The sequence below is a fragment of the Rahnella woolbedingensis genome (assembly GCF_003602095.1).
GTDB lineage: Bacteria > Pseudomonadota > Gammaproteobacteria > Enterobacterales > Enterobacteriaceae > Rahnella > Rahnella woolbedingensis.
The window spans coordinates 1-19,507 of record NZ_RAHH01000041.1 but is presented as its reverse complement, the minus strand read 5'-3'; the positions used below and the strand labels follow the sequence as shown (position 1 = coordinate 19,507).

Sequence of the window (19,507 nt, the reverse complement as noted above, 5' to 3'; positions counted from 1 at the left end):
AATTCCATCAAGAGAAATGAATAAAGCGACCTGTGGGTCAGCGCAAGCAAAATGAGTGAAGCAAGGATGAGTAAAAACACATGAAGTAATATTTTCTTACTTCAAACTTAATTTAATAAATTCTGAAATTTGACTTACCATTCCCTAACATAAAGGTAAGCTACACTTACAAAAAAGCAACATTTCACAGACGAAATAGTGAAGTGACTGGCAGTGTGCTAAGACGACATTTTTTTAGGATAAATAAAGGGAAAAATTATGCTGCTATCCGCCCCGCTGATGCTGGTCATCATAGGACTGGGATCTTTGCTGGCTCAGTGGCTGGCGTGGTTATTAAAAATTCCCGCCATTTTGCCTTTACTGTTGCTCGGCGTTGTTCTGGGTCCGGTCACTCACGTCATCCAGCCCGACGCGCTGTTTGGCGATCTGTTATTTCCGCTGGTGTCGATTTCGGTCGCCATTATTTTGTTTGAAGGCGCGCTGACGCTCAGAGTTGATGAGGTCCGTGGCCTGGGCGGAGTGGTGCGCAATCTGGTTACCATCGGCATGTTGGTCACTTTTGTGGTGATAAGCCTCGCCTGCTGGTGGCTGCTGGGGTTTGAACCTGAACTGGCGGCGCTGGTCGGTGCGGTGACGGTCGTGACCGGGCCGACAGTGATTTCGCCGCTGATGCGTGTGGTGCGCCCGAATGCGGCGATTAACCAGGTATTGCGCTGGGAAGGGATTGTGATCGACCCGGTGGGTGCGATTTTTACCCTGCTGGTATTTGAATTTATTACCCTGCGCGAACACGCTGAATCGCTGACACATCTTTTCTGGACGCTCGGGGAAACGGTGGCCTGCGGGCTGGTTGTGGGCTCCCTGTTTGGTTACATTCTCGGCGTGGCGCTGCGTCGCGTGTGGATCCCCGCGTATCTGCAAAACCTCGGCGTGCTGGCGGTGATGCTGACTGCATTCGGCTTGTCGAACGCACTGGCCGACGAATCCGGCATGTTAACCGTCACCGTGATGGGCATCTGGCTGGCGAACATGCGCGATGTCGATACCACTGAGATCTTGGCCTTTAAAGAAGAACTTTCAGCGATTCTTATCTCTGCTCTGTTTATTATTTTGGCCGCGCGTCTGGATATCGGCGCGCTAATTGATATGGGCTGGCCGCTGATTGGCTTGTTGCTGGTGGTGCAGTTTATCGCCCGACCGCTGTGTATCGCCGTCTCGACCTGGTGTTCCTCTTTGCACTGGCGCGACCGCCTGCTGCTGTGCTGGATTTCTCCCCGTGGCATTGTGGCGGCGGCGGTCAGTTCGCTGTTCGCCCTGACCTTACAGCGCATGAATTATCCGCAGGCCGATAAACTGGTGACGGTGGTCTTTGCCATTATTATCGGCACCGTAGTGCTGCAAAGCCTGACCAGCCGGGGAATTGCCCGCATGCTGCGGGTACAGCAAAAAACGCCGCGCGGCGTGCTGATTATCGGGGCGAACAGCGTAGCGCGGGTGCTGGCAAAAGTACTGATGAAGCAGGATATTCCAGTGCGGCTGACTGACAGCAGCTGGGAATATTACCGGCAGGCGCGGATGGACGGCATTCCGGCTTATTACGGCAATGCGTGGTCGGAACATGCAGAGAACTTTCTCGATCTGAGCGGCGTATCGCAGGTGCTGGCGCTGTCGCCGAACCGCCATCAGAACGCGCTGGCGGTGTATCATTTTGGTCATATTTTCGGGCGCGAAAAGGTGTTTGCGGTGCGATCCGGTCCGGCACTCAAAGGCGCACGCTCGCAGGAAAACAGCCGTTTTCAGCGTCACGAAGTGCTGTTCAGCAGCGATGCGACCTATTCGAAACTCAGCTCTTTGCTGGCCAAAGGTGCGGTGATAAAAGCCACACACCTCAACGAGAGTTTTGGCTGGATAGATTATCTGGAGAAAAACAGCGGCGTGCTGCCCCTGTTTGCCGTGCGCGAAAACGACACACTGGTGGTGCTCAAAGACGGCAATACCCCGCCGGTACCCTGCACTCTGATTGCGCTGGTGCAGAACGAAGCATAAAAAAGCCCGCACCGCTGATCCAGGTTAATGAACTGCGGCGCGGGCATTTTACGTTTGGGGTAACGCCAGCTCCGGCCAGCGCGCGGTCGGGTACAGCGCCATGCGGATGTTAAACAGGTGGAACAGCGGCGTGTACAGTTCGATGTCCGCGCGGCATAACACCTCAAGCCGCACCAGCGCCTGATTCAGCGCATTGAGCAACGAATCCGGCGGCCCGATGTAGATATTTTTCAGCCGCTTTTTGATGTAATTATTAATCTCATACATCAGCACTTCGGTTTCAACGTGATGATTTTTCAGTACGTCCTGATGTCGGGCATAGAAATCATAGCAATTCACGCCCAGCCAGATTTCGGTGATCAGATTACCGCCCAGTGCCACCTTAGGTGACGGATCCGCTTTGTTACGCGGCAAAATGATGTTCACTTTATCCAGCATACTGGCGACATATTGCTGCCGCCCGCGCAGCGAAGACGCATTAATTTTGATTTCACTGGTGAACTGCAAAAGCTCTTTGATGCCTTTGCGCAGCGCACGTTTGGCAGTCCACGAAGGCCGCTTGTTGCGGATAAGCGCGGTGGTCAGCAGCGCAATCATAATCCCGACAATTGTCGAAAGCGCCGCGTTCACAATCACCAGCACATCGGGTTTAAAATCGTGTCCCATGCCGATAAAACCGGGGATCTGCGTGGCGATTATCAGGCCGATAAAATTGGTCGATGGATTAGCAATCACCAGCCCCAGCGCCAGCAGGCCGGGTGCCAGACAGATAATCAGCGACTCAAAGGTGATCGCCATCGGGAGAAAGATGACCGCATAAATCACGCTGATCACAATGGCGATCAGCACCCCTTTCAGAAACACTTTCATCGAGGCAATCGGACTGTCGAGCGAAGCGAAGAACGAGCAGATAACCGCCGCCATCATCGGAGCAGACGCACCGTCGCGCCAGCCGGTGCCTATCCAGAACAGGCAACCGATCATAGTCGCGGTAAACGCGCAAAACGCCGAAAGCAGTATCATCCCTTCATCAATATGCTTTCTGAGACCCAGTTCAATTTTGCTGCGCTTTTTCTCTTTAGTGAACTGCGTCACCCGCTCGGTCACACCATAATATGATTCGGTGATGTGGACAAAGTTTTGCAAACGCTCGAGCAGGCCGGTGAACAGCAGGCCTTCTTCCGGCGTCATTTCGCCGCTTTCATAAAGATTTTTGATGCGGGCCTGCGAGGCGCGGATTTCCGTCTGAATGCCTTGCGCATTGCCGCTGAGTTCAGCGCTGTTGAGCCACAACAGGAACTGACTGAAAGTTTCAGAGACAAAATCAGGAAACGGGATTTGCTGTTCAGCCAGCAGGTTCAGACGCTTTTCGATGGCCGTCAGCGTGGGGATCAAATATGACAGGTGCTGATATTGCGCCATCACCAGACGAATGAGCCTGCGCGCCGAATCCCCTTCAAACACGCAGTGGGTGATCAGCGTTTCGACGTTGAGCGGGTAATTCGCCATCTGCACCAGAATATGCTCACGCTCCGGCTGCGGGTCTTTGGCGGTTACGGTCAGCAATTCATTGCACAGCTTTTTGGCACTTTCATACCAGTTATTGACGCTGTTCTCGAGCAAATTGCGCATCCGCACCGGGAACACCAGCATGTGGATCAGCGTGCTGCAGATAATCGCGACGGTAATTTCTTCCACGCGCGAAATCACCGTGTAGGTGATCGACATCGGGGTATCGACGTCGGCAAATCCCATGATCGCCGCGCTGTAGCCCGCCAGCATAAAAACGTAGCTTTTCGGCGTGCGGTCATGCAGTGAAAGATACAGACAAAACGCCACCCACAGCGACACGCTGAGGCTGAACAGCACCGGATCGGTAACCGTAAACGGATAGACCAGAAAGATAAAAACGCCGCCCAGCACGGTGCCGAGAAAACGGTACGTGGCTTTAGACAACGTAGAAGCTGAATAGAGCTGTGAAATGACGTACACCGACACCATCGACCAGGCCGGTTTATCGAGATTGAGTTCGAGGGCTATATATAAGGCTATAAATGCCGCAATACAGGTTTTGACTGAGAACAAGAGCGCATTTTTTGTTAACCATTTCATCGTTAAATCAACAGCTCAGCGTTTTTCAAAACACCATTTTATACGCTGCAAATTCTTGCACCAGATTCAAGATTGTAACAAAACATACCTGACTATTAATCACTATAGAAAACCTGTACCTGCCTACATAAAAAATCCACGCTTTCACGTGGATGGGTTTGCCTTAAATCTGGCTGTGCTCTGTTTAAAAATCAGAGGCTTAAAAAGGCCGGATGATGGCCATAATGCCGATGATGATGACGCCAATGACAATCATGCTTCCGGCTTTGCGCACCAGAGCAAAATCCTTGGCGGGCTGACCGCTGGCCAGACGACGTAAGTTGCCGGAAAGCAGACCGTGTAGTGCGGAAAGCACCAGCACCACCACCATTTTGATCAGCAACCACGCGTGCGGGAACTGGCCGTGACTGACAATCATCCAGATACCCGCCACCCACAGCAGGAGCATCGCCGGACTGGTGATACAGCGGTTCCATTTTTGCACGGTGACGGCCAGCGTCCGCAGGCCGTCGTTTGCGCCCGCACCTGCATTGCGAAACACTACGCTGACCAGCGCCAGCGACAGCAGACCGCCAATCCACAACACGCCCGCGATAAGGTGTAGGGCGTTCAGCCATTCATGAATCATATTACTCTCCTAAAGTTAACGACAATGCTGCCCGCCGGATGAGTCCAACCTGCTGTCTCTACTCGGCTTTTGCCGGATTATGTCCCTTTCCCACAATAAAGGCACGGGCAAAATCGTCACTTTCTCTCGTCACTCCATGACTTTACAATTAGTAAGTAGACTGGTATACCTACTGCAAATCCATTGCGACGAGAAGGCTTATGTCCACCTCAGACTTTTCACCACAAAGCGCCCGCGATCGCCTTCTGGGCGCGGCACGGGTGCTGTTTTATAACGACGGCATCGCCGCCACCGGTATCGACGCCATTATCAAAAGAGCCGGTGTGGCGAAAAAAAGTCTCTACAACAACTTCGAATCCAAGGCAGAACTGGTGGCGACGTATATCGAAATCCGCCACGACGAATGGCTGCAACTCTATGCCCGCAGACTGGAAAACGCGGTCACGCCCAAAGAGAAAGTCCTGGCCGTTTTTCAGGCCTACGACGACCACGCGGAGTTTTCTTACGAACGCGGATTTCGTGGCTGCGGCCTGCTTAACGCCGCCGCTGAACTGCCCGCCGGTGCACCCGGAAGGGTTGCGGTTCGCGGGCATAAAGAACAGGTGGAAGCGATCGTGACCGCGCATCTTGGTGAGCTTTTTCCTGCGGATGTTGCCAAAGCACAGCTGATGGCGCGTCATTTCTCGTTTCTGCTGGAAGGCGCGATTACGCGTGCCGGACTTGAAGGTAACGGCAGGTGCGTCCGTCAGGCGATGGACATGGCCGCTGAAATGATGGAGGCATCATGATAGTCGCCCGCAGGGAACGCCTGTTGGGGATCCTCGCCGTCCTGTTCGCTTCCGTTTTATGGGGTTCGACCGGCACCGCTGCAACCTTTGCACCCGACGTCAGCCCGCTGGCCATCGGCGCGGTGGCAATGGGTCTGGGCGGATTATTGCAGGCGCTGATTTCCGCGAAAAGCATTATTGCCAGCCGCCACAGATTTCTTCAGAACTGGCGCATGTTGCTGACCGGCGCGCTGGCGGTAGGCATCTATCCGCTGGCGTTTTACGCCTCCATGCATCTGGCCGGTGTCACGGTAGGCACGGTGATTTCCATCGGTTCCGCCCCGCTGCTATCGGCACTGATTGAGTTTTCGCTCGACGGGCAACGTCTGTCGCGACGCTGGATGACCGGTGCGGCCATCGGCGTAGCGGGCATGGTTTTACTGTGCGTGGCGGAAAGCGCGGGTCATGCAACACGCGATCAGAGTTCCGGCGTGATTGCGGGCATCGGGCTGGGGCTGATTGCCGGTCTGACTTACGCCCTCTATTCCTGGGCAGCGCGTCATTTGATGCAGCGCGGCATCGGCTCACGCGCCGCGATGGGCGCCACTTTCGGGCTCGGCGGCGTATTTCTGATGCCGGTGCTGTTCGCCACCGGCGCACCGCTGCTGGCGTCGTGGAATAACGCGGCGGTCGGCGCATATATGGCGCTGATCCCGATGTTCGTCGGCTATGTCTGTTTCGGTTACGCACTGGCGCGGATCCCGGCCAGTATGGCGACCACCATCACCCTGCTGGAACCGGCCGTCGCGGCGGTGCTAGCGGTGCTGATTGTCGGGGAACGGCTGCCCGCACTGGGCTGGACAGGTATCGGGCTGGTGGTGCTGTGCCTGATTTTCATCACCGTCCCCCTGAAAAGACGCGGCCCGTTGCCGGTTTCTGCGTAAAAAAATGGCTCCTTATTAAGGAGCCATTGTTATTTGTGCGTGGTTAATCATTCAGTCACACCGCCGCAGGTGCTTCCAGAGACGCCATATCGATTACGAAACGATAACGCACATCAGCTTTTTCCATGCGCTCGAACGCTTCGTTAATCTCATCCATACGGATCATTTCACAGTCCGGCAGAATGTTTTTCTCGGCGCAGAAATCGAGCATTTCCTGGGTTTCGCGGATCCCGCCGATGGGCGAACCGGCCACGCGGCGACGGCCCAGCAGCAACGGAACGGTGTTGAATTCATCCATCGGCCCGACCTGCCCGACCAGCACCAGTGTGCCATCCACATCCAGCAACGGCAGGTACGGCGTGATGTCATGTTTTACCGGCACGGTATCGATGATTAAATCGAAATGATCGTGTGACTGTGCCATCGCATCGCTGTCCGCGCTGACCAGCAAACGGTTCGCGCCCAGCGCCAGGGCATCTGCTTCTTTGGCATTCGAACGGCTGACCACGGTGACATCCGCACCCAGTCCGACCGCCAGTTTCACTGCCATATGGCCCAGACCGCCCAGACCAATCACGCCCACACGGCTGCCCGGTTTGACGTTCCAGGTTTTCAGCGGCGACCAGGTGGTGATCCCGGCACACAGCAATGGCGCCGCTTTGGAAAGATCTAACCCTTCCGGCATACGCAGACAGAACTCTTCGCGCACCACTAAATGCTTGGAATATCCGCCCTGCGTCGGTTCTTTGGTGAAACGGTCATACCCGGCATACGTCCCGGTATTCCCTTCACGACACAGCTGTTCTTCGCCTTTTTTACACTGATCGCATTCCTGACAGCTGTCCACCATGCAACCGACCGCGACATGATCGCCAATCTTGTAACGGCTGACCTGACTCCCAATCCGGGTCACGCGTCCGACAATCTCATGGCCGGGAACAATCGGATAATAGCTCCAGCCCCAGTCATTTCTCGCCGTATGCAAATCTGAATGGCAGACACCGCAGTACAGAATTTCCATTGCCACATCGTTATCACGCAGGCCGCGACGCTCAAAGGCGTACGGGGCAAGCGGTTTTTTAGGATCGTAGGCCGCAAATCCAACAGTTTTCATCAGTCAGCTCCTGAGTCGTTAATGACCCATTTACTATAGATTTAAAGCCCGCAGCAACAAGCCACAGTTCTCTTTATTTCTTGCCTGATCCTGCCAACCTGCATGTTCAGGATTTACGTTCCGGCAACTGACTCAGCCACTGGCTGCGGTATTGTGAGGGAGACCGGGCGGTACTTTTCCTGAAAACACGGCAAAAATAGTTACTGTCGACAAAGCCGCAGCTGGTCGCCACTTCTTTGATTTTCAGTTCGTAGCCTTTTAACAGCAGCTTCGCCCTTTCCAGCCTGACATGATTGAGATATTCGCTAAAGCCAATGTTGCCGGATTTGCGAAACAGATGGGAAAGATAATTGGGGGTGATGTGAAAACGCTTCGCGACGTTTTCCCGCGTCAGGGGCAGCGAGGCATTTTCTTCGATGTACTTTTTGATCACTTCAAACAATGCGCCGCTGCGGGAGAGGATTTGCGCGCGGTTAGCCAGCTGTTCCTGACAGTGACTCAGCAGCCCTGCCACCACGCAGCGGGCGGTTTGCTGGTCATCCGGATTCGAGACAATTTCATTCATGGTCTGCAACAGAAACGACCCGACACGCGGCCCGAGGCGCGGAACGCTCTGCTTATCGGTGCCGGTAAATTTTTCCCCGTCCCAGAACTGCAAACTGAACCCGAGCTTTTCTTTACTGAACAGAATGCTGAGCAAAATGGCTGGCCGCTGCCAGACAGTCAGGTTCCATTTTCCGCCGGGAATGTAAATAGCATCCCCTTCGCGCAGCAGACCTTTTTCCGCCAGCACGCTGCGGTCACGGACTTCGCCTTCGATCACAAATTCAATACGCGGGAAACTGACCACCGACGCCAGTTCAGGCGGCGGCTGGGAATTATCAGGGAACCGGATGGCGAACGCATCGCTGCCTGAAACCGACCGGAAAAGTGTTTCTATCACGTCTGGCAGCATGGCGTTGTCTCAGTTATTTCTTTTCAGAATAACAAAAAAAAGCCTGATCCGCAGACCAGGCTTACTGAGACGAGAACTGGCTTACAGAACGTCGAGCAGCCATTTCTGTGCCTGCGTCAGACGGCTGGCGGTTTCAGGCTTGAGCCATTTGCGCTGATCCTGCTGCTGCGCATCTTCGCGGTCGATATACAAACTGTGCAACACGCGACGGCGTGTGCCGATCTGGTTATTGGTGCCGCCGTGCCAGGCGTGCGCGTTGTAGATCATCACGCTGCCTGCCGGTGCCTCAAACACCACTTCATCCGGATGCGGCAGACCCACGTCGGCCAGCACATCTTCCGGCAGTTCCGGGCGATGGTGGGTGCCCGGAATGATGCGCGGTGCGCCGTTGGCTGCGCTCAAATCATCAATCGCCACGATAGCGTTCACCAGATGCACCTTAGGGAAATCCGGGCGCGGCTTTTTCCAGTCCGCATGCAGTGGCTGGTGTCCGCCGTGGTGCAGCGCTTCACGACCGTTCAGGCTGGATACCTTGAACGCGCTCTGGAAAATATGATGACAGACGGACAAGATCAGCGGATGCGACCACACCTTTTCCCACACCGTGCCCTTGTTAATCATGTTAGCAATGCGGGTCGCCGTGGCTTCCTGATGATGTTCAACGGCCAGATTATCGCCCTCTTTTTCCACCAGTGAATCAAAGGATGTGCGCATATCTTCCAGCCAGTCTTTGTCGATAACATTATGAATAACAATGTAACCGCGGGTCTCCAGCTCATCGCGCTGTGCCGGTGTCAGCGGTTGTGTGGCGCCCAGTGCGTCCAGGTACTGTTCAGATGAATTGTTCATTTCACGCCCCTTCAGTTAACGTTTGCGTAACCTAAAAGTACGGCAGTTTTTATAGGAAAAAACGATGCAAAACCTACGAAATACTGGATTTTTGTGTGATGGCAAAAAAAGTGTGAGGCAGGGTTAATTTCTGGCTTTTATGCGGCGCAGATTACGCCGCAGAGACACGCTGTGCTTTAAGGCGTTCTTGTAAAAAGTCCAGAAACACGCGGGTGACTTCGCTGCGCTGACGATGCTGCGGATAGATGGCGTGCAGATCCAGCGCACCGGGGTGAAAATCCTCCAGCACCCGCACCAGCGCGCCGTATTGCAACGCCGGTCCGACGATAAATTCCGGCAACAACACCAGCCCGAGTCCGGCCACGGCGGCATCGCGCAGCACTTCGCCGTTGTTGCTCAGAATTGGGCCACGCACTTCGAATAACCGGCGCTTGCCGTTATGATCCAGTTCCCAGCCAGTCTGCCCTTCGCGGCCATAACGCAGACACTGATGCTGCAACAGGTCTTCCGGCGTTTGCGGCGTGCCCATGCGTTCCAGATACTGCGGGCTACAGCAGATCACCCGCTTCAGTTCACCGAGACGGCGCGCCACCAGCGAAGAATCCGCCAGATTGCCGATGCGCAGCGCGATATCAAATCCTTCACCGACCAGATCGACATACCGATCCACCAGCTCCACCTGAAACTGAATCGCCGGATGTTGCCCCAGAAATTCTGCAATCAGCGGCGAAAGGTGGCTGATACCAAATGACATTGGAATACTCAGGCGATAAGAACCCTGCAACACCTGACGCTTTTGCGACACCGCCCGCTCGGCTTCTTCAATATCGTCGAGGATGCGCTGCGCATGCCCGGCAAACAGCTGGCCGGATTCGGTGACAGAGAGTTTGCGGGTATTGCGGTTGAGCAGACGGGCATTCAGTCCCGCTTCCAGCGCGGCCATACGGCGGCTGACGTATTGTTTTGACAACAACAGCTGTTCGGCCGCGGCAGTGAAACTTCCGGCTTTAATCACCGCGACAAAAATACGAAGATCTTCAATCTGCATCACTTTTCCCTCTTTTAACGTTGCGTTATTGTCAACTTAACCGTGACAGTGATAGTCAAACCACCGCATTGATGAGCAAATTAGTTTACGTGTATTCTCTGTTCATCGGAAGCGCAAACGCACTTCCTCCCTGACACACTGAGGAGTACACCATGATCGAACAACGTCTCTCTGAACAACGCGGCTTAGGTGACCACGGCTGGTTGCATTCCCGTCACACATTCTCTTTCGCCAGTTACTGGGATCCAAAACAGGTCGGTTTCTCTGACCTGCTGGTCATCAACGATGATCAGGTCGCAGCAGGTCGCGGCTTTGGCGCCCACCCACACAGCAACATGGAAATTATCTCTTATGTACTGGAAGGCGCACTGGCACATAAAGATTCGATGGGTACCGGCTCAGTGATTGTCCCTGGCGATGTACAGCTGATGAGCGCAGGCTCCGGCGTGACGCACAGTGAGTTCAACAATTCTGGCGACGAAGGGGTGCATTTCCTGCAAATCTGGATTGTACCTGCGGAAAACGGCACCGCACCGGGATACCAGCAGGTATCCGTGGCTGAGGCCGATAAGCGCGGGAAATTCCGTCTGGTGGTTTCACCGCAAGGTACCGACGGCTCACTGACCGTTCGCCAGGATATGAAGATTTACGCCGGTTTCTTTGACGGTGCAGAGCAGGCGACAGTAGACCTTGACCCGAACCGTTATGCCTATATTCACGTGGCACGCGGCAGTATCAAAGTGAACGGGATTGAGTTCAGAACCGGCGACGGTGCGCGGGTTCGTCAGGAAGATAAACTGACGTTCACCGAAGGGGATCAGGCAGAAGTGTTGCTGTTTGATTTGCGTCCGGTAGAAGTGAATCACCCAAGCCGTTGATTGTAATAGAACCAAGCCTCCCCGGATGTGGGAGGCTTTTTTGTTTTTATCTGAACGCATAAAATTTCTATGTAAATCAACCTTTCCGCCTGTTCTTATGCGGTTGGTTTACGCTACTCATTTACGCTATAGTTGAATTGCTACGGCATAATCCGTAGCCGGGATTTGCACCCCGGATATCACAACGTCGATATATATCCTTTACGTTATATATCGAGGCCTTTGCACACCTGTTGCATATTACTCTTTCGTGTAATATGCACGCCTCAATGGTGGCTCAGAGGGGGCAGTCTTCGGACTGGCCGGCATCCGTTGTGACCGGTAGTGCAAACTCCGTCTGAGCTATCACCAAGAGATTTGCACCTCCCGTGGTAGCCATTTATCGCTTTGCAACGGAAACTGCGAAATGACCACAAACTATCCACCCAATATATCTTTTCCTTTTCAGGACTGGCACCCTGCCGACATTATTGCGGCACTGCGCAAAAAAGGTACCACTCTGGCCGCGGTATCCCGTGCGGCAGGTCTGGGCTCATCCACTTTGTCTAATGCCTTGTCCCGCCCGTGGCCAAAAGGCGAATTGTTGATCGGTCAGGCAATTGGGGTTCCTCCCTCCACGATTTGGCCTAGTCGTTACTTTAATGCTGTCACAATGGAGTTTATTGAAAGGCCATTACGACCTGCATATAAGAAAGCGTCGATACCTGAATAGCGGGTTAATCCGGGGCGCAGCAAGTGCGCCCTTCATTGAACCGCAGGTGGACGACCTTTAGCGCCTTTAAATTCAAAATCAAATTGAAGGTCGCGGGCTCGCCGCCCGCACGGGCCGAAAGGGTTTTAAACGAAACCCTTTCGAATCCTGCGTTTTTTTAAACTGCGCGCTCCGCTCGCTGGCTATGTTTCAGGAATCTCTGCAACAGGCTGGAAATCTTGCCGCTGCGCGGTGCCTTCATTTCACGATTGCAGCCTTTGGTCTGCAACCTCTCATTCAGCAAGATTTCTGAACCGCCCGCACAATCTTAAATTCAAAAACGGAATGGATTTATCTTTTAGATATGTAAATTGGCGTGCTCAAAAATGGCACCGAATGAATGGTTCGAGACCTGGGGCTCGAAACCTGAAATTCGGGGATCGCGCAGCGATGACATTTTGCGCCACTCACTGATGCAACAGGACATGTCCCTTTTGCCCGCGATAGCGCGCAGTTAAAAAAGCGAGGAGTCCAGAGGCCCGCGCGTTACCGGGTCTCTGGTCGGTGTGGGCCGACGCCCACGGTTTTGAAGTTGCAGTTGAAGTTGAAGTTGAAGTTGAAGGCCGATCACACGCGGCCCCAACCTGTAATCCCCTGATTTTCCTAAAATCCCCCTCTTTGTACATTCCGTTACACGCCGATACCAATCACTCACGGACAGCACTGTTCGTCCCGCCTATTATTCTTTCACCGGCCCCGCAGTGGGGTGGACACTTAAACTAAAATTCTTAAGGAATTACACATGAAAAAAGTATTAGCTCTGGTTGTAGCCGCTGCAATGGGCCTGTCTTCAGTTGCTTTCGCTGCTGAAACCACTGCAACTCCGGCACCTGCTGCAACAGCAACTACCGCTGCTCCGGCTCATGCAACTAAGCATAAAGCACATAAAAAACCTGTGCAGAAAGCTCAGGCTGCCAAGAAACACAAAAAAGCCACTAAGAAAACTGCACCAGTAGCTCAGAAAGCTCAGGCTGCTAAAAAACACGTGAAACACGCTAAGAAAACTGCACCAGTAGCTCAGAAAGCTCAGGCTGCTAAAAAACACGTGAAACACGCTAAGAAAACTGCACCGGTAGCTCAGAAAGCCCAGGCTGCTAAAAAACACGTGAAACACGCTAAGAAAGCGGCTCCGGTAGCTCAGAAAGCCCAGGCTGCTAAAAAACACGTAAAACACGCTAAGAAAGCTGCACCAGTTGCAAAAGCAACTCCGGCAGCGTAAGTAGTCAGTAAGAAGTCTTTGTGAGCGTATCTACTCACCATTATCAAGACTGATGATTTAACACCCGGTTCGCCGGGTGTTTTTTTCTCCGGTTCTTTATCTTGAGGTACTGATGGAAGATGCTGCGCCGCTACCTGTTCGAAATCACCCTGTGCTCTCTGATCCTCTGCGGTCTGATCACCCTGTTCTTCTACTTCTGAAGTATCCCGGATGACGTCCGTCATCTGCTCAAAAGATTGAGTTATCAGACAAATCTATCCAACACGAAAGATAACCGTCTATAATCTTTCCATAATAACTGGTTATCGGGTTCTCCCTGTTTTCAAGGTCAGAATGTTATGCGCATCGCGTTACCGCTTTTTTTGTGCTTTTTCTGTTTTACCGCCAGTCCTCTTGTTCATGCAGATTCTCCGGATGACGCAGACAGCGACGCACCTTCAATCAGCTTAAAAGAAAAAACGGCCCTGTTCTTCGGTCACGATCAGCGCACTCAGGTCGCCGGAGCGGCGCACTGGCCGTGGCAGGCCATCGGGCAGATTGAAACCGAAAGCGGTAATTTATGTACCGCCACCCTGATTTCCAAACATCTGGTTCTCACCGCCGGTCACTGTGTGCTTGCGCCTCCGGGCAAAATCGACAAAGTCATTGCCCTGCGTTTTATTTCCCACAATCAGAAATGGCGTTATCAGATAACGGCATTGCAAACGCTGGTGGATCCAAAACTCGGTAAGAAACTGAAAGCCGATGGCGATGGCTGGATTGTTCCGCCGAAAGCCGCACCGTTTGATTTTGCACTGGTCCGCCTGACGGATGAAAAGCTGGCGTTGCCGATCAAACCCCTGCCGCTGTGGGAAGGTTCACGCGACGACCTGACTGCGGTGCTCAAGCAGGAAGGCCGGAAAGTGACGCAGGCGGGTTATCCGGAAGATCATCTGGATGATTTATACGTACATCAGGATTGTCTGGTGACCGGCTGGGCGCAACCGGGCGTGTTATCGCACCGCTGCGACACGCTGCCGGGCGACAGCGGTTCGCCGTTATTGCTGAAAAATGCTGACGGCTGGTCTCTGGTTGCGATTCAGAGTTCCGCACCTGCCGCCCAGGACCGATATCTGGCCGACAACCGTGCGCTGGCTGTTCCGGCCATCCGCGATGCGCTGAATACGCTGTCTTCCGGTGTGATCAGCGCCAGTACTCCGGCGACAGCGCCCGCTCAGTAAGCATTCAGTTCACCGTTTCAGAGCATAAAAAAACCGCCTTAGTGTTTAAGGCGGTTTTTTAATCTGGAGAACCGGTTAAACCAGCTGTTCCATGGTCTGCAAAATGCGTTTATCCGAGATAGGATATGGCGTGCCGAGTTGCTGTGCGAAGTAGCTGACGCGCAGTTCTTCAATCATCCACCGCACTTCTTTTACTTCCTCACTTTGCTGACGCACCGGCGGCAGTTTGTTAAACCATTGCTGCCATTGCCGCTGGATATTTTCGACTTTCAGCATCTGCGCGCGGTCGCGGTGCGGATCTATCGCCAGTTTATCCATCCGGCGTTCAATCGCCTGCAAATACCGCAGGGTATCCGGCAGACGTTTCCAGCCGTTTTGCGTCACAAAACCACGATAAATCAGTCCGGACATTTGCGCTTTAATATCCGAAAGCGCCAGCGCCATGGTGATATCTATTCGCCCTTTCAGCCGCTTATTAATGCTGAAAACGGTGGTCAGAATTTGCTCCACCTGAATCGCAATCTGCACCACCGTATCATTGAGGTTGGCACGCACGTGCTCATGCAGTTTCGCAAAATCTTCCTCACGCCACACCAGCCCGCCGGATTCGGCGATCAGTTTGTCGATACCGCAGGAAATGCAGTCGTCGATCAAGTCCAGCACTTTGCCATACGGGTTAAAATACAGCCCCAGCTTGGCTTTATTCGGCAACTTCTCGTGCAGATATTTGACCGGCGAAGGAATGTTCAGCAACAGCAAACGCCGCATCCCGCCGAGCATCGCCTGCTGCTGTTCCAGTTCACTGTCAAACAGGCGGATCGCCACGCTGTCTTTCTCATCGACAATTGCCGGATAGGCTTTCACTTCATAGCCGCCGCGCTTTTGCTCATAGCGTTCCGGTAAAGTCCCGAAACTCCAGACATGAAGATCACGCTGCTCGATACCGTCATCTGCCACCGCAGAAAGCGTTTGCTGAACCTGTTCTTTCAGGCCGGATTTCAGTGCCAGCAGGTCTTTGCCTTCACGCAGGGTTTTGTTTTTGTCGTCCACAATGCGGAAGGTCATTTTAAGATGATCAGGCACCTGATCCAGCTGCCAGTCTTCACGTGACACCGTCACGCCACTCATCTTACGCAGCTCTTTTTCCATCGCATCGAGCAATGGCATTTCGAACGGTTTGATACGCCCGAGTAAAGCATCGGCGTAATTCGGTGCCGGTACAAAATTGCGGCGAACCGGTTTTGGCAGCGATTTAATCAGCGCCATAATCAGGTCACGACGAATGCCCGGGATCTGCCAGTCAAAACCTTCTTCCGTCACCTGATTGAGCAGCGGCAACGGAATATGTACGGTCACGCCGTCGGCATCCGTCCCCGGTTCAAACTGGTAAGTGACGCGCAGTTTAAGGTTGCCCTGATGCCAGAAATTCGGGTAATCGTGGGCGCTGATATTGCCAGCACCCTCTTTGATCAGCATGCTTTTTTCAAAGTTCAGGCTGTCCTGCGGCTGGTTTTTCCACCAGGTGTCAAAGTGACGCGCAGAAACAACTTCCTGCCCGATGCGTTGCTCGTAGAACAGGAACAGCGTTTCATCGTCGACCAGAATATCGCGGCGACGGGATTTGTGTTCAAGCTCCTCGACTTCGGTGCGCAGGCGTAAATTAGCGCGGAAGAACGCGTGACGCGTCTGCCAGTCGCCTTCGACCAGTGCGTGACGGATAAACAGCTCGCGCGACACCACCGGATCAATCGTGCCGTAGTTCACCCGGCGCGCCGCCACAATCGGCAGGCCGTACAGCGTGACTTTTTCCGTCGCCATGACGGCGCCCTGCGCTTTTTCCCAGTGCGGTTCGCTGTAACTGCTTTTCGCCAGATGCTGTGCCAGCGGCTCAATCCATTCCGGTTCGATACGCGCGGCAATGCGTCCCCACAGACGGCTGGTTTCCACCAGTTCGGCGACCATCACCCATTTCGGCGGTTTTTTAAATAATCCGGAACCCGGGAATACCGCAAAGCGCGCGTTGCGTGCGCCGGTATACTCCTGTTTATCCACATCTTTCTGGCCGATATGCGAAAGCAAACCGGTCAGCAGTGAGCAGTGAACTTCACGGTATTCAGCCGGTTCGCTGTTTACCGGCAGGCCGAGCTCTTTCACCACCTGACGCAGCTGGGTGTAGATGTCCTGCCATTCGCGCACGCGCAGATAGTTGAGGAAGTCGCTGCGGCATAACTTGCGGAACTGCGCCGAAGACAGCTCTTTCTGCTGCACTTTCAGGTGATCCCACAGGTTCACAAAGGCCAGGAAATCCGAGTCTTTATCAGCAAAGCGGCGATGTTTTTCATCGGATGCCTGCTGTTTGTCCATCGGTCGTTCACGCGGATCCTGAATCGACAACGCTGAAGTGATGATCATCACCTCACGCACACAGCCGTTTTTCTGCGCTTCCAGCACCATACGCGCCAGCCGCGGATCCACCGGCAACTGTGCCAGCTGACGGCCCAGCGGGGTCAGCGAATAACGGCCATCGACAGCATTATTGATGGCATTCAGCTCTTCAAGCAGCCGCACGCCATCCTGAATGTTGCGTTTATCCGGCGCTTCCACGAACGGGAACGCGGCGATATCTCCCAGCCCCAGCGACGTCATCTGCAAAATAACGGAAGCCAGATTGGTACGCAGAATTTCGGGGTCGGTAAATTCCGGGCGTGACAGGAAATCCTGCTCCGAATAAAGACGGATACAGATACCTTCAGACACACGTCCGCAGCGCCCTTTACGCTGGTTGGCCGACGCCTGAGACACCGGCTCAATCGGCAAACGCTGTACTTTGGTGCGGAAACTGTAACGGCTGATGCGCGCGGTGCCGGGGTCAATAACATATTTAATGCCCGGTACGGTCAGCGAGGTTTCAGCAACGTTGGTCGCCAGCACGATACGACGACCGGAATGCGACTGGAACACGCGGTTCTGTTCGCTGTTCGACAGGCGCGCATACAGCGGCAGGATTTCCGTATGCGGCAGATCCAGACGGTTCAGCGCATCGGCGGTGTCGCGGATTTCACGCTCACCGCTCATGAAAATCAGGATGTCGCCCATGCTTTCGCGACCGAGTTCATCGACCGCATCAAAAATCGCCTGCAACTGGTCACGATCGACATCGTCTGCGTCATCGACAATCGGGCGATAACGCACATCAACCGGATACGTCCGGCCTGAGACTTCAATAATCGGCGCATTATTGAAATGGCGCGAGAAGCGCTGCGGATCGATAGTCGCCGAGGTAATAATGACTTTCAGATCCGGGCGTTTTGGCAGCAGCTGGCGCAAATAGCCGAGGATAAAGTCAATGTTCAGGCTGCGCTCATGCGCTTCATCGATGATCAGCGTGTCGTACTGCATCAGCATGCGATCCTGCTGGATCTCTGCCAGCAGAATACCGTCGGTCATCAGTTTAACGAGGGTATTTTCGCTGACCTGATCGTTAAAGCGAACTTTATACCCGACCGTATTACCCAGCGTGGTTTCCAGCTCATCGGCAATACGGTTGGCAACGGTACGCGCCGCCAGACGACGCGGCTGAGTATGACCAATGACGCCTTTGATACCGCGCCCGAGCTCCATACAAATTTTCGGGATCTGCGTGGTTTTACCGGAGCCGGTTTCACCCGCCACAATCACCACCTGGTGGTCACGGATGGCGTTAAAGATGTCTTCTTTCTTCTGGCTGACCGGCAGGTTTTGCGGATAGCTGATTTTTGGCCGTGACGCTTCACGGGCGCTGACTTTCTTCAGGCTCTCAGTGATGGCAGTCTGGATTTCGGCACTTAACGCGTCGAGAGCTTCGGGTTTATCAATCTTTCTGGCACCCTGCAAACGGCGTTGCAGGCGTTGCCGGTCACGTAGCATCAGCCCGTCTAACTGCGCTGATAATGCCGCGAGCGGTGATTTCACGTCGGAATTCCTTGTTACATGTCAGCCGGAGGGCAGAACTTTGCGCCAGCTGAATCTGAATGGGTGATGAGGAAGGTTCATGCCTTGCCTGCTTGCGTCTATGTTAACACAAGGTGTTGAAGATGCTGAAAACGGGTAATTCAGTGACCGGATTTCAAGTTGTTCAAAAAAATCGATGATAGGTCTCTAAATATTGCGCTATCACTGCATAAGCTTTCTGAATAAAGTAAGTTCCATTCGGGGAGCGTTCTGGTTATAAAAACCGACACCCTATGTACCACACACTTAAGGAACTCACTAATGAGCAAAGTACTCGTTCTGAAATCAAGCATTCTGGCTAACTTCTCTCAGTCAAATCAACTGGCCGATTACCTGGTTGCCCAATATCAGTCTGCAAACAGTGGCTCTACCGTGACTGTTCGTGACCTGGCGGCAAACCCAATCCCAGTATTAGATGGCGAACTGGTTGGCGCACTGCGTCCTTCCGATGCTCCGCTGACGCCACGTCAGGAAGAAGCACTGGCGCTGTCTAACACCCTCATCGACGAACTGCAGGCGCACGACGTGATCGTCATCGCTGCACCAATGTACAACTTTAACATCCCGACTCAGCTGAAAACCTATTTCGACCTGGTTGCCCGTGCTGGCGTGACCTTCAAATACACCGAAAAAGGCCCTGAAGGTCTGGTGAAAGGCAAACGCGTTATCGTTCTGACCAGCCGTGGTGGTATCCATAAAGACACCCCAAGCGATCTGGTGGCTCCTTACCTGTCTCTGTTCCTGGGCTTCCTGGGGATGAGCGACGTAGAATTCGTTTACGCGGAAGGTATCGCATACGGTCCGGAAGTGGCGACCAAAGCACAGACTGATGCGAAAGCAGCAATCGACGCCGCGATTAAAGAACTGGCTGCCGCATAATTGCAGTGATCACAATCTGAGTAACCATTCACTTAAGAATCTGTCCGTATCGCTCAGATGACGTTGTGATAAAACGATTGCGCGCCGAGAGGCGCGCTTTTTTTATT

17 protein-coding genes are annotated in these 19,507 nt (G+C 53.6%); 10 read left to right on the top strand and 7 right to left on the bottom strand.

Going from position 1 to position 19,507, the window contains the following annotated elements; all coding sequences use genetic code 11:
- Positions 1 to 258 precede the first annotated feature (258 nt).
- Positions 259 to 2,046 carry a cation:proton antiporter gene (locus tag D6C13_RS23305; RefSeq protein WP_120135046.1) on the top strand — a complete coding sequence of 596 codons (1,788 nt, stop codon included), beginning with the start codon at positions 259 to 261 and terminating at the stop codon, positions 2,044 to 2,046.
- 48 nt (positions 2,047 to 2,094) lie between these two features.
- On the opposite strand, the gene D6C13_RS23300 is transcribed toward D6C13_RS23305, so the two are convergent.
- Together D6C13_RS23300 and D6C13_RS23295 are read right to left on the bottom strand one after the other, a co-directional pair.
- The gene (locus D6C13_RS23300) at positions 2,095 to 4,158 is read right to left on the bottom strand and encodes an FUSC family protein (protein WP_120135045.1); all 2,064 of its coding nucleotides are present in this window, start codon (positions 4,156 to 4,158) and stop codon (positions 2,095 to 2,097) included.
- 199 nt (positions 4,159 to 4,357) lie between these two features.
- Complete coding sequence (locus D6C13_RS23295; RefSeq protein ID WP_120135044.1) at positions 4,358 to 4,786, bottom strand: CopD family protein; 429 nt, start codon at positions 4,784 to 4,786, stop codon at positions 4,358 to 4,360.
- A 200-nt stretch (positions 4,787 to 4,986) separates the two neighbouring features.
- On the opposite strand from D6C13_RS23295, the gene D6C13_RS23290 reads away from it, so the two are divergent.
- Both D6C13_RS23290 and D6C13_RS23285 read left to right on the top strand, forming a co-directional pair.
- Positions 4,987 to 5,574: a TetR/AcrR family transcriptional regulator gene (locus tag D6C13_RS23290; protein ID WP_120135043.1), complete on the top strand. Its 588-nt coding sequence runs from the start codon at positions 4,987 to 4,989 to the stop codon at positions 5,572 to 5,574.
- Positions 5,571 to 6,497, top strand: coding sequence for a DMT family transporter (locus D6C13_RS23285; RefSeq protein WP_120135042.1), 927 nt, complete (start codon positions 5,571 to 5,573; stop codon positions 6,495 to 6,497). Before D6C13_RS23290 ends, D6C13_RS23285 begins: the two co-directional genes overlap by 4 nt.
- Positions 6,498 to 6,552: 55 nt before the next feature.
- Here the strand turns inward: D6C13_RS23285 and D6C13_RS23280 are convergent, their stop codons facing one another.
- The 4 genes from D6C13_RS23280 to D6C13_RS23265 all read right to left on the bottom strand — a co-directional run bounded on the left by D6C13_RS23280 (position 6,553) and on the right by D6C13_RS23265 (position 10,463).
- Complete coding sequence (locus D6C13_RS23280; protein WP_120135041.1) at positions 6,553 to 7,611, bottom strand: NAD(P)-dependent alcohol dehydrogenase; 1,059 nt, start codon at positions 7,609 to 7,611, stop codon at positions 6,553 to 6,555.
- Between the two features lie 106 nt (positions 7,612 to 7,717).
- On the bottom strand, positions 7,718 to 8,566 hold the full coding sequence (locus tag D6C13_RS23275; RefSeq protein ID WP_120135040.1) for an AraC family transcriptional regulator: 849 nt from the start codon (positions 8,564 to 8,566) through the stop codon (positions 7,718 to 7,720).
- Between the two features lie 81 nt (positions 8,567 to 8,647).
- Positions 8,648 to 9,415 carry a phytanoyl-CoA dioxygenase family protein gene (locus D6C13_RS23270; RefSeq protein WP_120135039.1) on the bottom strand — a complete coding sequence of 256 codons (768 nt, stop codon included), beginning with the start codon at positions 9,413 to 9,415 and terminating at the stop codon, positions 8,648 to 8,650.
- 151 nt (positions 9,416 to 9,566) lie between these two features.
- On the bottom strand, positions 9,567 to 10,463 hold the full coding sequence (locus D6C13_RS23265) for a LysR family transcriptional regulator (RefSeq protein WP_120135038.1): 897 nt from the start codon (positions 10,461 to 10,463) through the stop codon (positions 9,567 to 9,569).
- 152 nt (positions 10,464 to 10,615) lie between these two features.
- Here D6C13_RS23265 and D6C13_RS23260 point away from each other — a divergent pair, with 152 nt between their 5' ends.
- The 6 genes from D6C13_RS23260 (at position 10,616) to D6C13_RS23240 (ending at position 14,531) form a co-directional block, all read left to right on the top strand.
- The gene (locus D6C13_RS23260) at positions 10,616 to 11,341 is read left to right on the top strand and encodes a pirin family protein (RefSeq protein WP_120135037.1); all 726 of its coding nucleotides are present in this window, start codon (positions 10,616 to 10,618) and stop codon (positions 11,339 to 11,341) included.
- A gap of 233 nt (positions 11,342 to 11,574) precedes the next feature.
- Positions 11,575 to 11,682 carry an ash family protein gene (locus D6C13_RS26250; RefSeq protein ID WP_167458072.1) on the top strand — a complete coding sequence of 36 codons (108 nt, stop codon included), beginning with the start codon at positions 11,575 to 11,577 and terminating at the stop codon, positions 11,680 to 11,682.
- Positions 11,683 to 11,747: 65 nt separating this feature from the next.
- Positions 11,748 to 12,053, top strand: a complete 306-nt coding sequence (locus D6C13_RS23250; protein WP_120135035.1) for a helix-turn-helix domain-containing protein — start codon at positions 11,748 to 11,750, stop codon at positions 12,051 to 12,053.
- 781 nt (positions 12,054 to 12,834) lie between these two features.
- Complete coding sequence (asr, locus tag D6C13_RS23245; protein WP_120135034.1) at positions 12,835 to 13,311, top strand: acid resistance repetitive basic protein Asr; 477 nt, start codon at positions 12,835 to 12,837, stop codon at positions 13,309 to 13,311.
- A gap of 119 nt (positions 13,312 to 13,430) precedes the next feature.
- Complete coding sequence (gene ydgU / locus D6C13_RS26305) at positions 13,431 to 13,511, top strand: small membrane protein YdgU (protein WP_455567028.1); 81 nt, start codon at positions 13,431 to 13,433, stop codon at positions 13,509 to 13,511.
- A gap of 138 nt (positions 13,512 to 13,649) precedes the next feature.
- A complete protein-coding gene (locus tag D6C13_RS23240) occupies positions 13,650 to 14,531 on the top strand; it encodes a trypsin-like serine peptidase (RefSeq protein WP_120135033.1) in 882 nt (293 codons plus the stop codon).
- A 75-nt stretch (positions 14,532 to 14,606) separates the two neighbouring features.
- Here the strand turns inward: D6C13_RS23240 and hrpA are convergent, their stop codons facing one another.
- Positions 14,607 to 18,482: an ATP-dependent RNA helicase HrpA gene (hrpA, locus tag D6C13_RS23235; RefSeq protein ID WP_120135032.1), complete on the bottom strand. Its 3,876-nt coding sequence runs from the start codon at positions 18,480 to 18,482 to the stop codon at positions 14,607 to 14,609.
- Positions 18,483 to 18,782: 300 nt separating this feature from the next.
- Between hrpA and D6C13_RS23230 the strand changes: the two genes are divergently transcribed.
- Entirely contained in the window at positions 18,783 to 19,400 is a 618-nt protein-coding gene (locus tag D6C13_RS23230) for an FMN-dependent NADH-azoreductase (RefSeq protein WP_112287253.1), read from the top strand.
- The last annotated feature ends 107 nt before the right edge of the window (positions 19,401 to 19,507 follow it).

Bases quoted from the DNA above. Each gene is read 5' to 3' on its own strand.
- D6C13_RS23305 (WP_120135046.1), top strand. From the start codon at position 259: ATGCTGCTATCCGCCCCGCTGATGCTGGTCATCATAGGACTGGGATCT.
- D6C13_RS23300 (WP_120135045.1), bottom strand. From the start codon at position 4,158: ATGAAATGGTTAACAAAAAATGCGCTCTTGTTCTCAGTCAAAACCTGT.
- D6C13_RS23295 (WP_120135044.1), bottom strand. From the start codon at position 4,786: ATGATTCATGAATGGCTGAACGCCCTACACCTTATCGCGGGCGTGTTG.
- D6C13_RS23290 (WP_120135043.1), top strand. From the start codon at position 4,987: ATGTCCACCTCAGACTTTTCACCACAAAGCGCCCGCGATCGCCTTCTG.
- D6C13_RS23285 (WP_120135042.1), top strand. From the start codon at position 5,571: ATGATAGTCGCCCGCAGGGAACGCCTGTTGGGGATCCTCGCCGTCCTG.
- D6C13_RS23280 (WP_120135041.1), bottom strand. From the start codon at position 7,611: ATGAAAACTGTTGGATTTGCGGCCTACGATCCTAAAAAACCGCTTGCC.
- D6C13_RS23275 (WP_120135040.1), bottom strand. From the start codon at position 8,566: ATGCTGCCAGACGTGATAGAAACACTTTTCCGGTCGGTTTCAGGCAGC.
- D6C13_RS23270 (WP_120135039.1), bottom strand. From the start codon at position 9,415: ATGAACAATTCATCTGAACAGTACCTGGACGCACTGGGCGCCACACAA.
- D6C13_RS23265 (WP_120135038.1), bottom strand. From the start codon at position 10,463: ATGCAGATTGAAGATCTTCGTATTTTTGTCGCGGTGATTAAAGCCGGA.
- D6C13_RS23260 (WP_120135037.1), top strand. From the start codon at position 10,616: ATGATCGAACAACGTCTCTCTGAACAACGCGGCTTAGGTGACCACGGC.
- D6C13_RS23250 (WP_120135035.1), top strand. From the start codon at position 11,748: ATGACCACAAACTATCCACCCAATATATCTTTTCCTTTTCAGGACTGG.
- asr (WP_120135034.1), top strand. From the start codon at position 12,835: ATGAAAAAAGTATTAGCTCTGGTTGTAGCCGCTGCAATGGGCCTGTCT.
- ydgU (WP_455567028.1), top strand. From the start codon at position 13,431: ATGCTGCGCCGCTACCTGTTCGAAATCACCCTGTGCTCTCTGATCCTC.
- D6C13_RS23240 (WP_120135033.1), top strand. From the start codon at position 13,650: ATGCGCATCGCGTTACCGCTTTTTTTGTGCTTTTTCTGTTTTACCGCC.
- D6C13_RS23230 (WP_112287253.1), top strand. From the start codon at position 18,783: ATGAGCAAAGTACTCGTTCTGAAATCAAGCATTCTGGCTAACTTCTCT.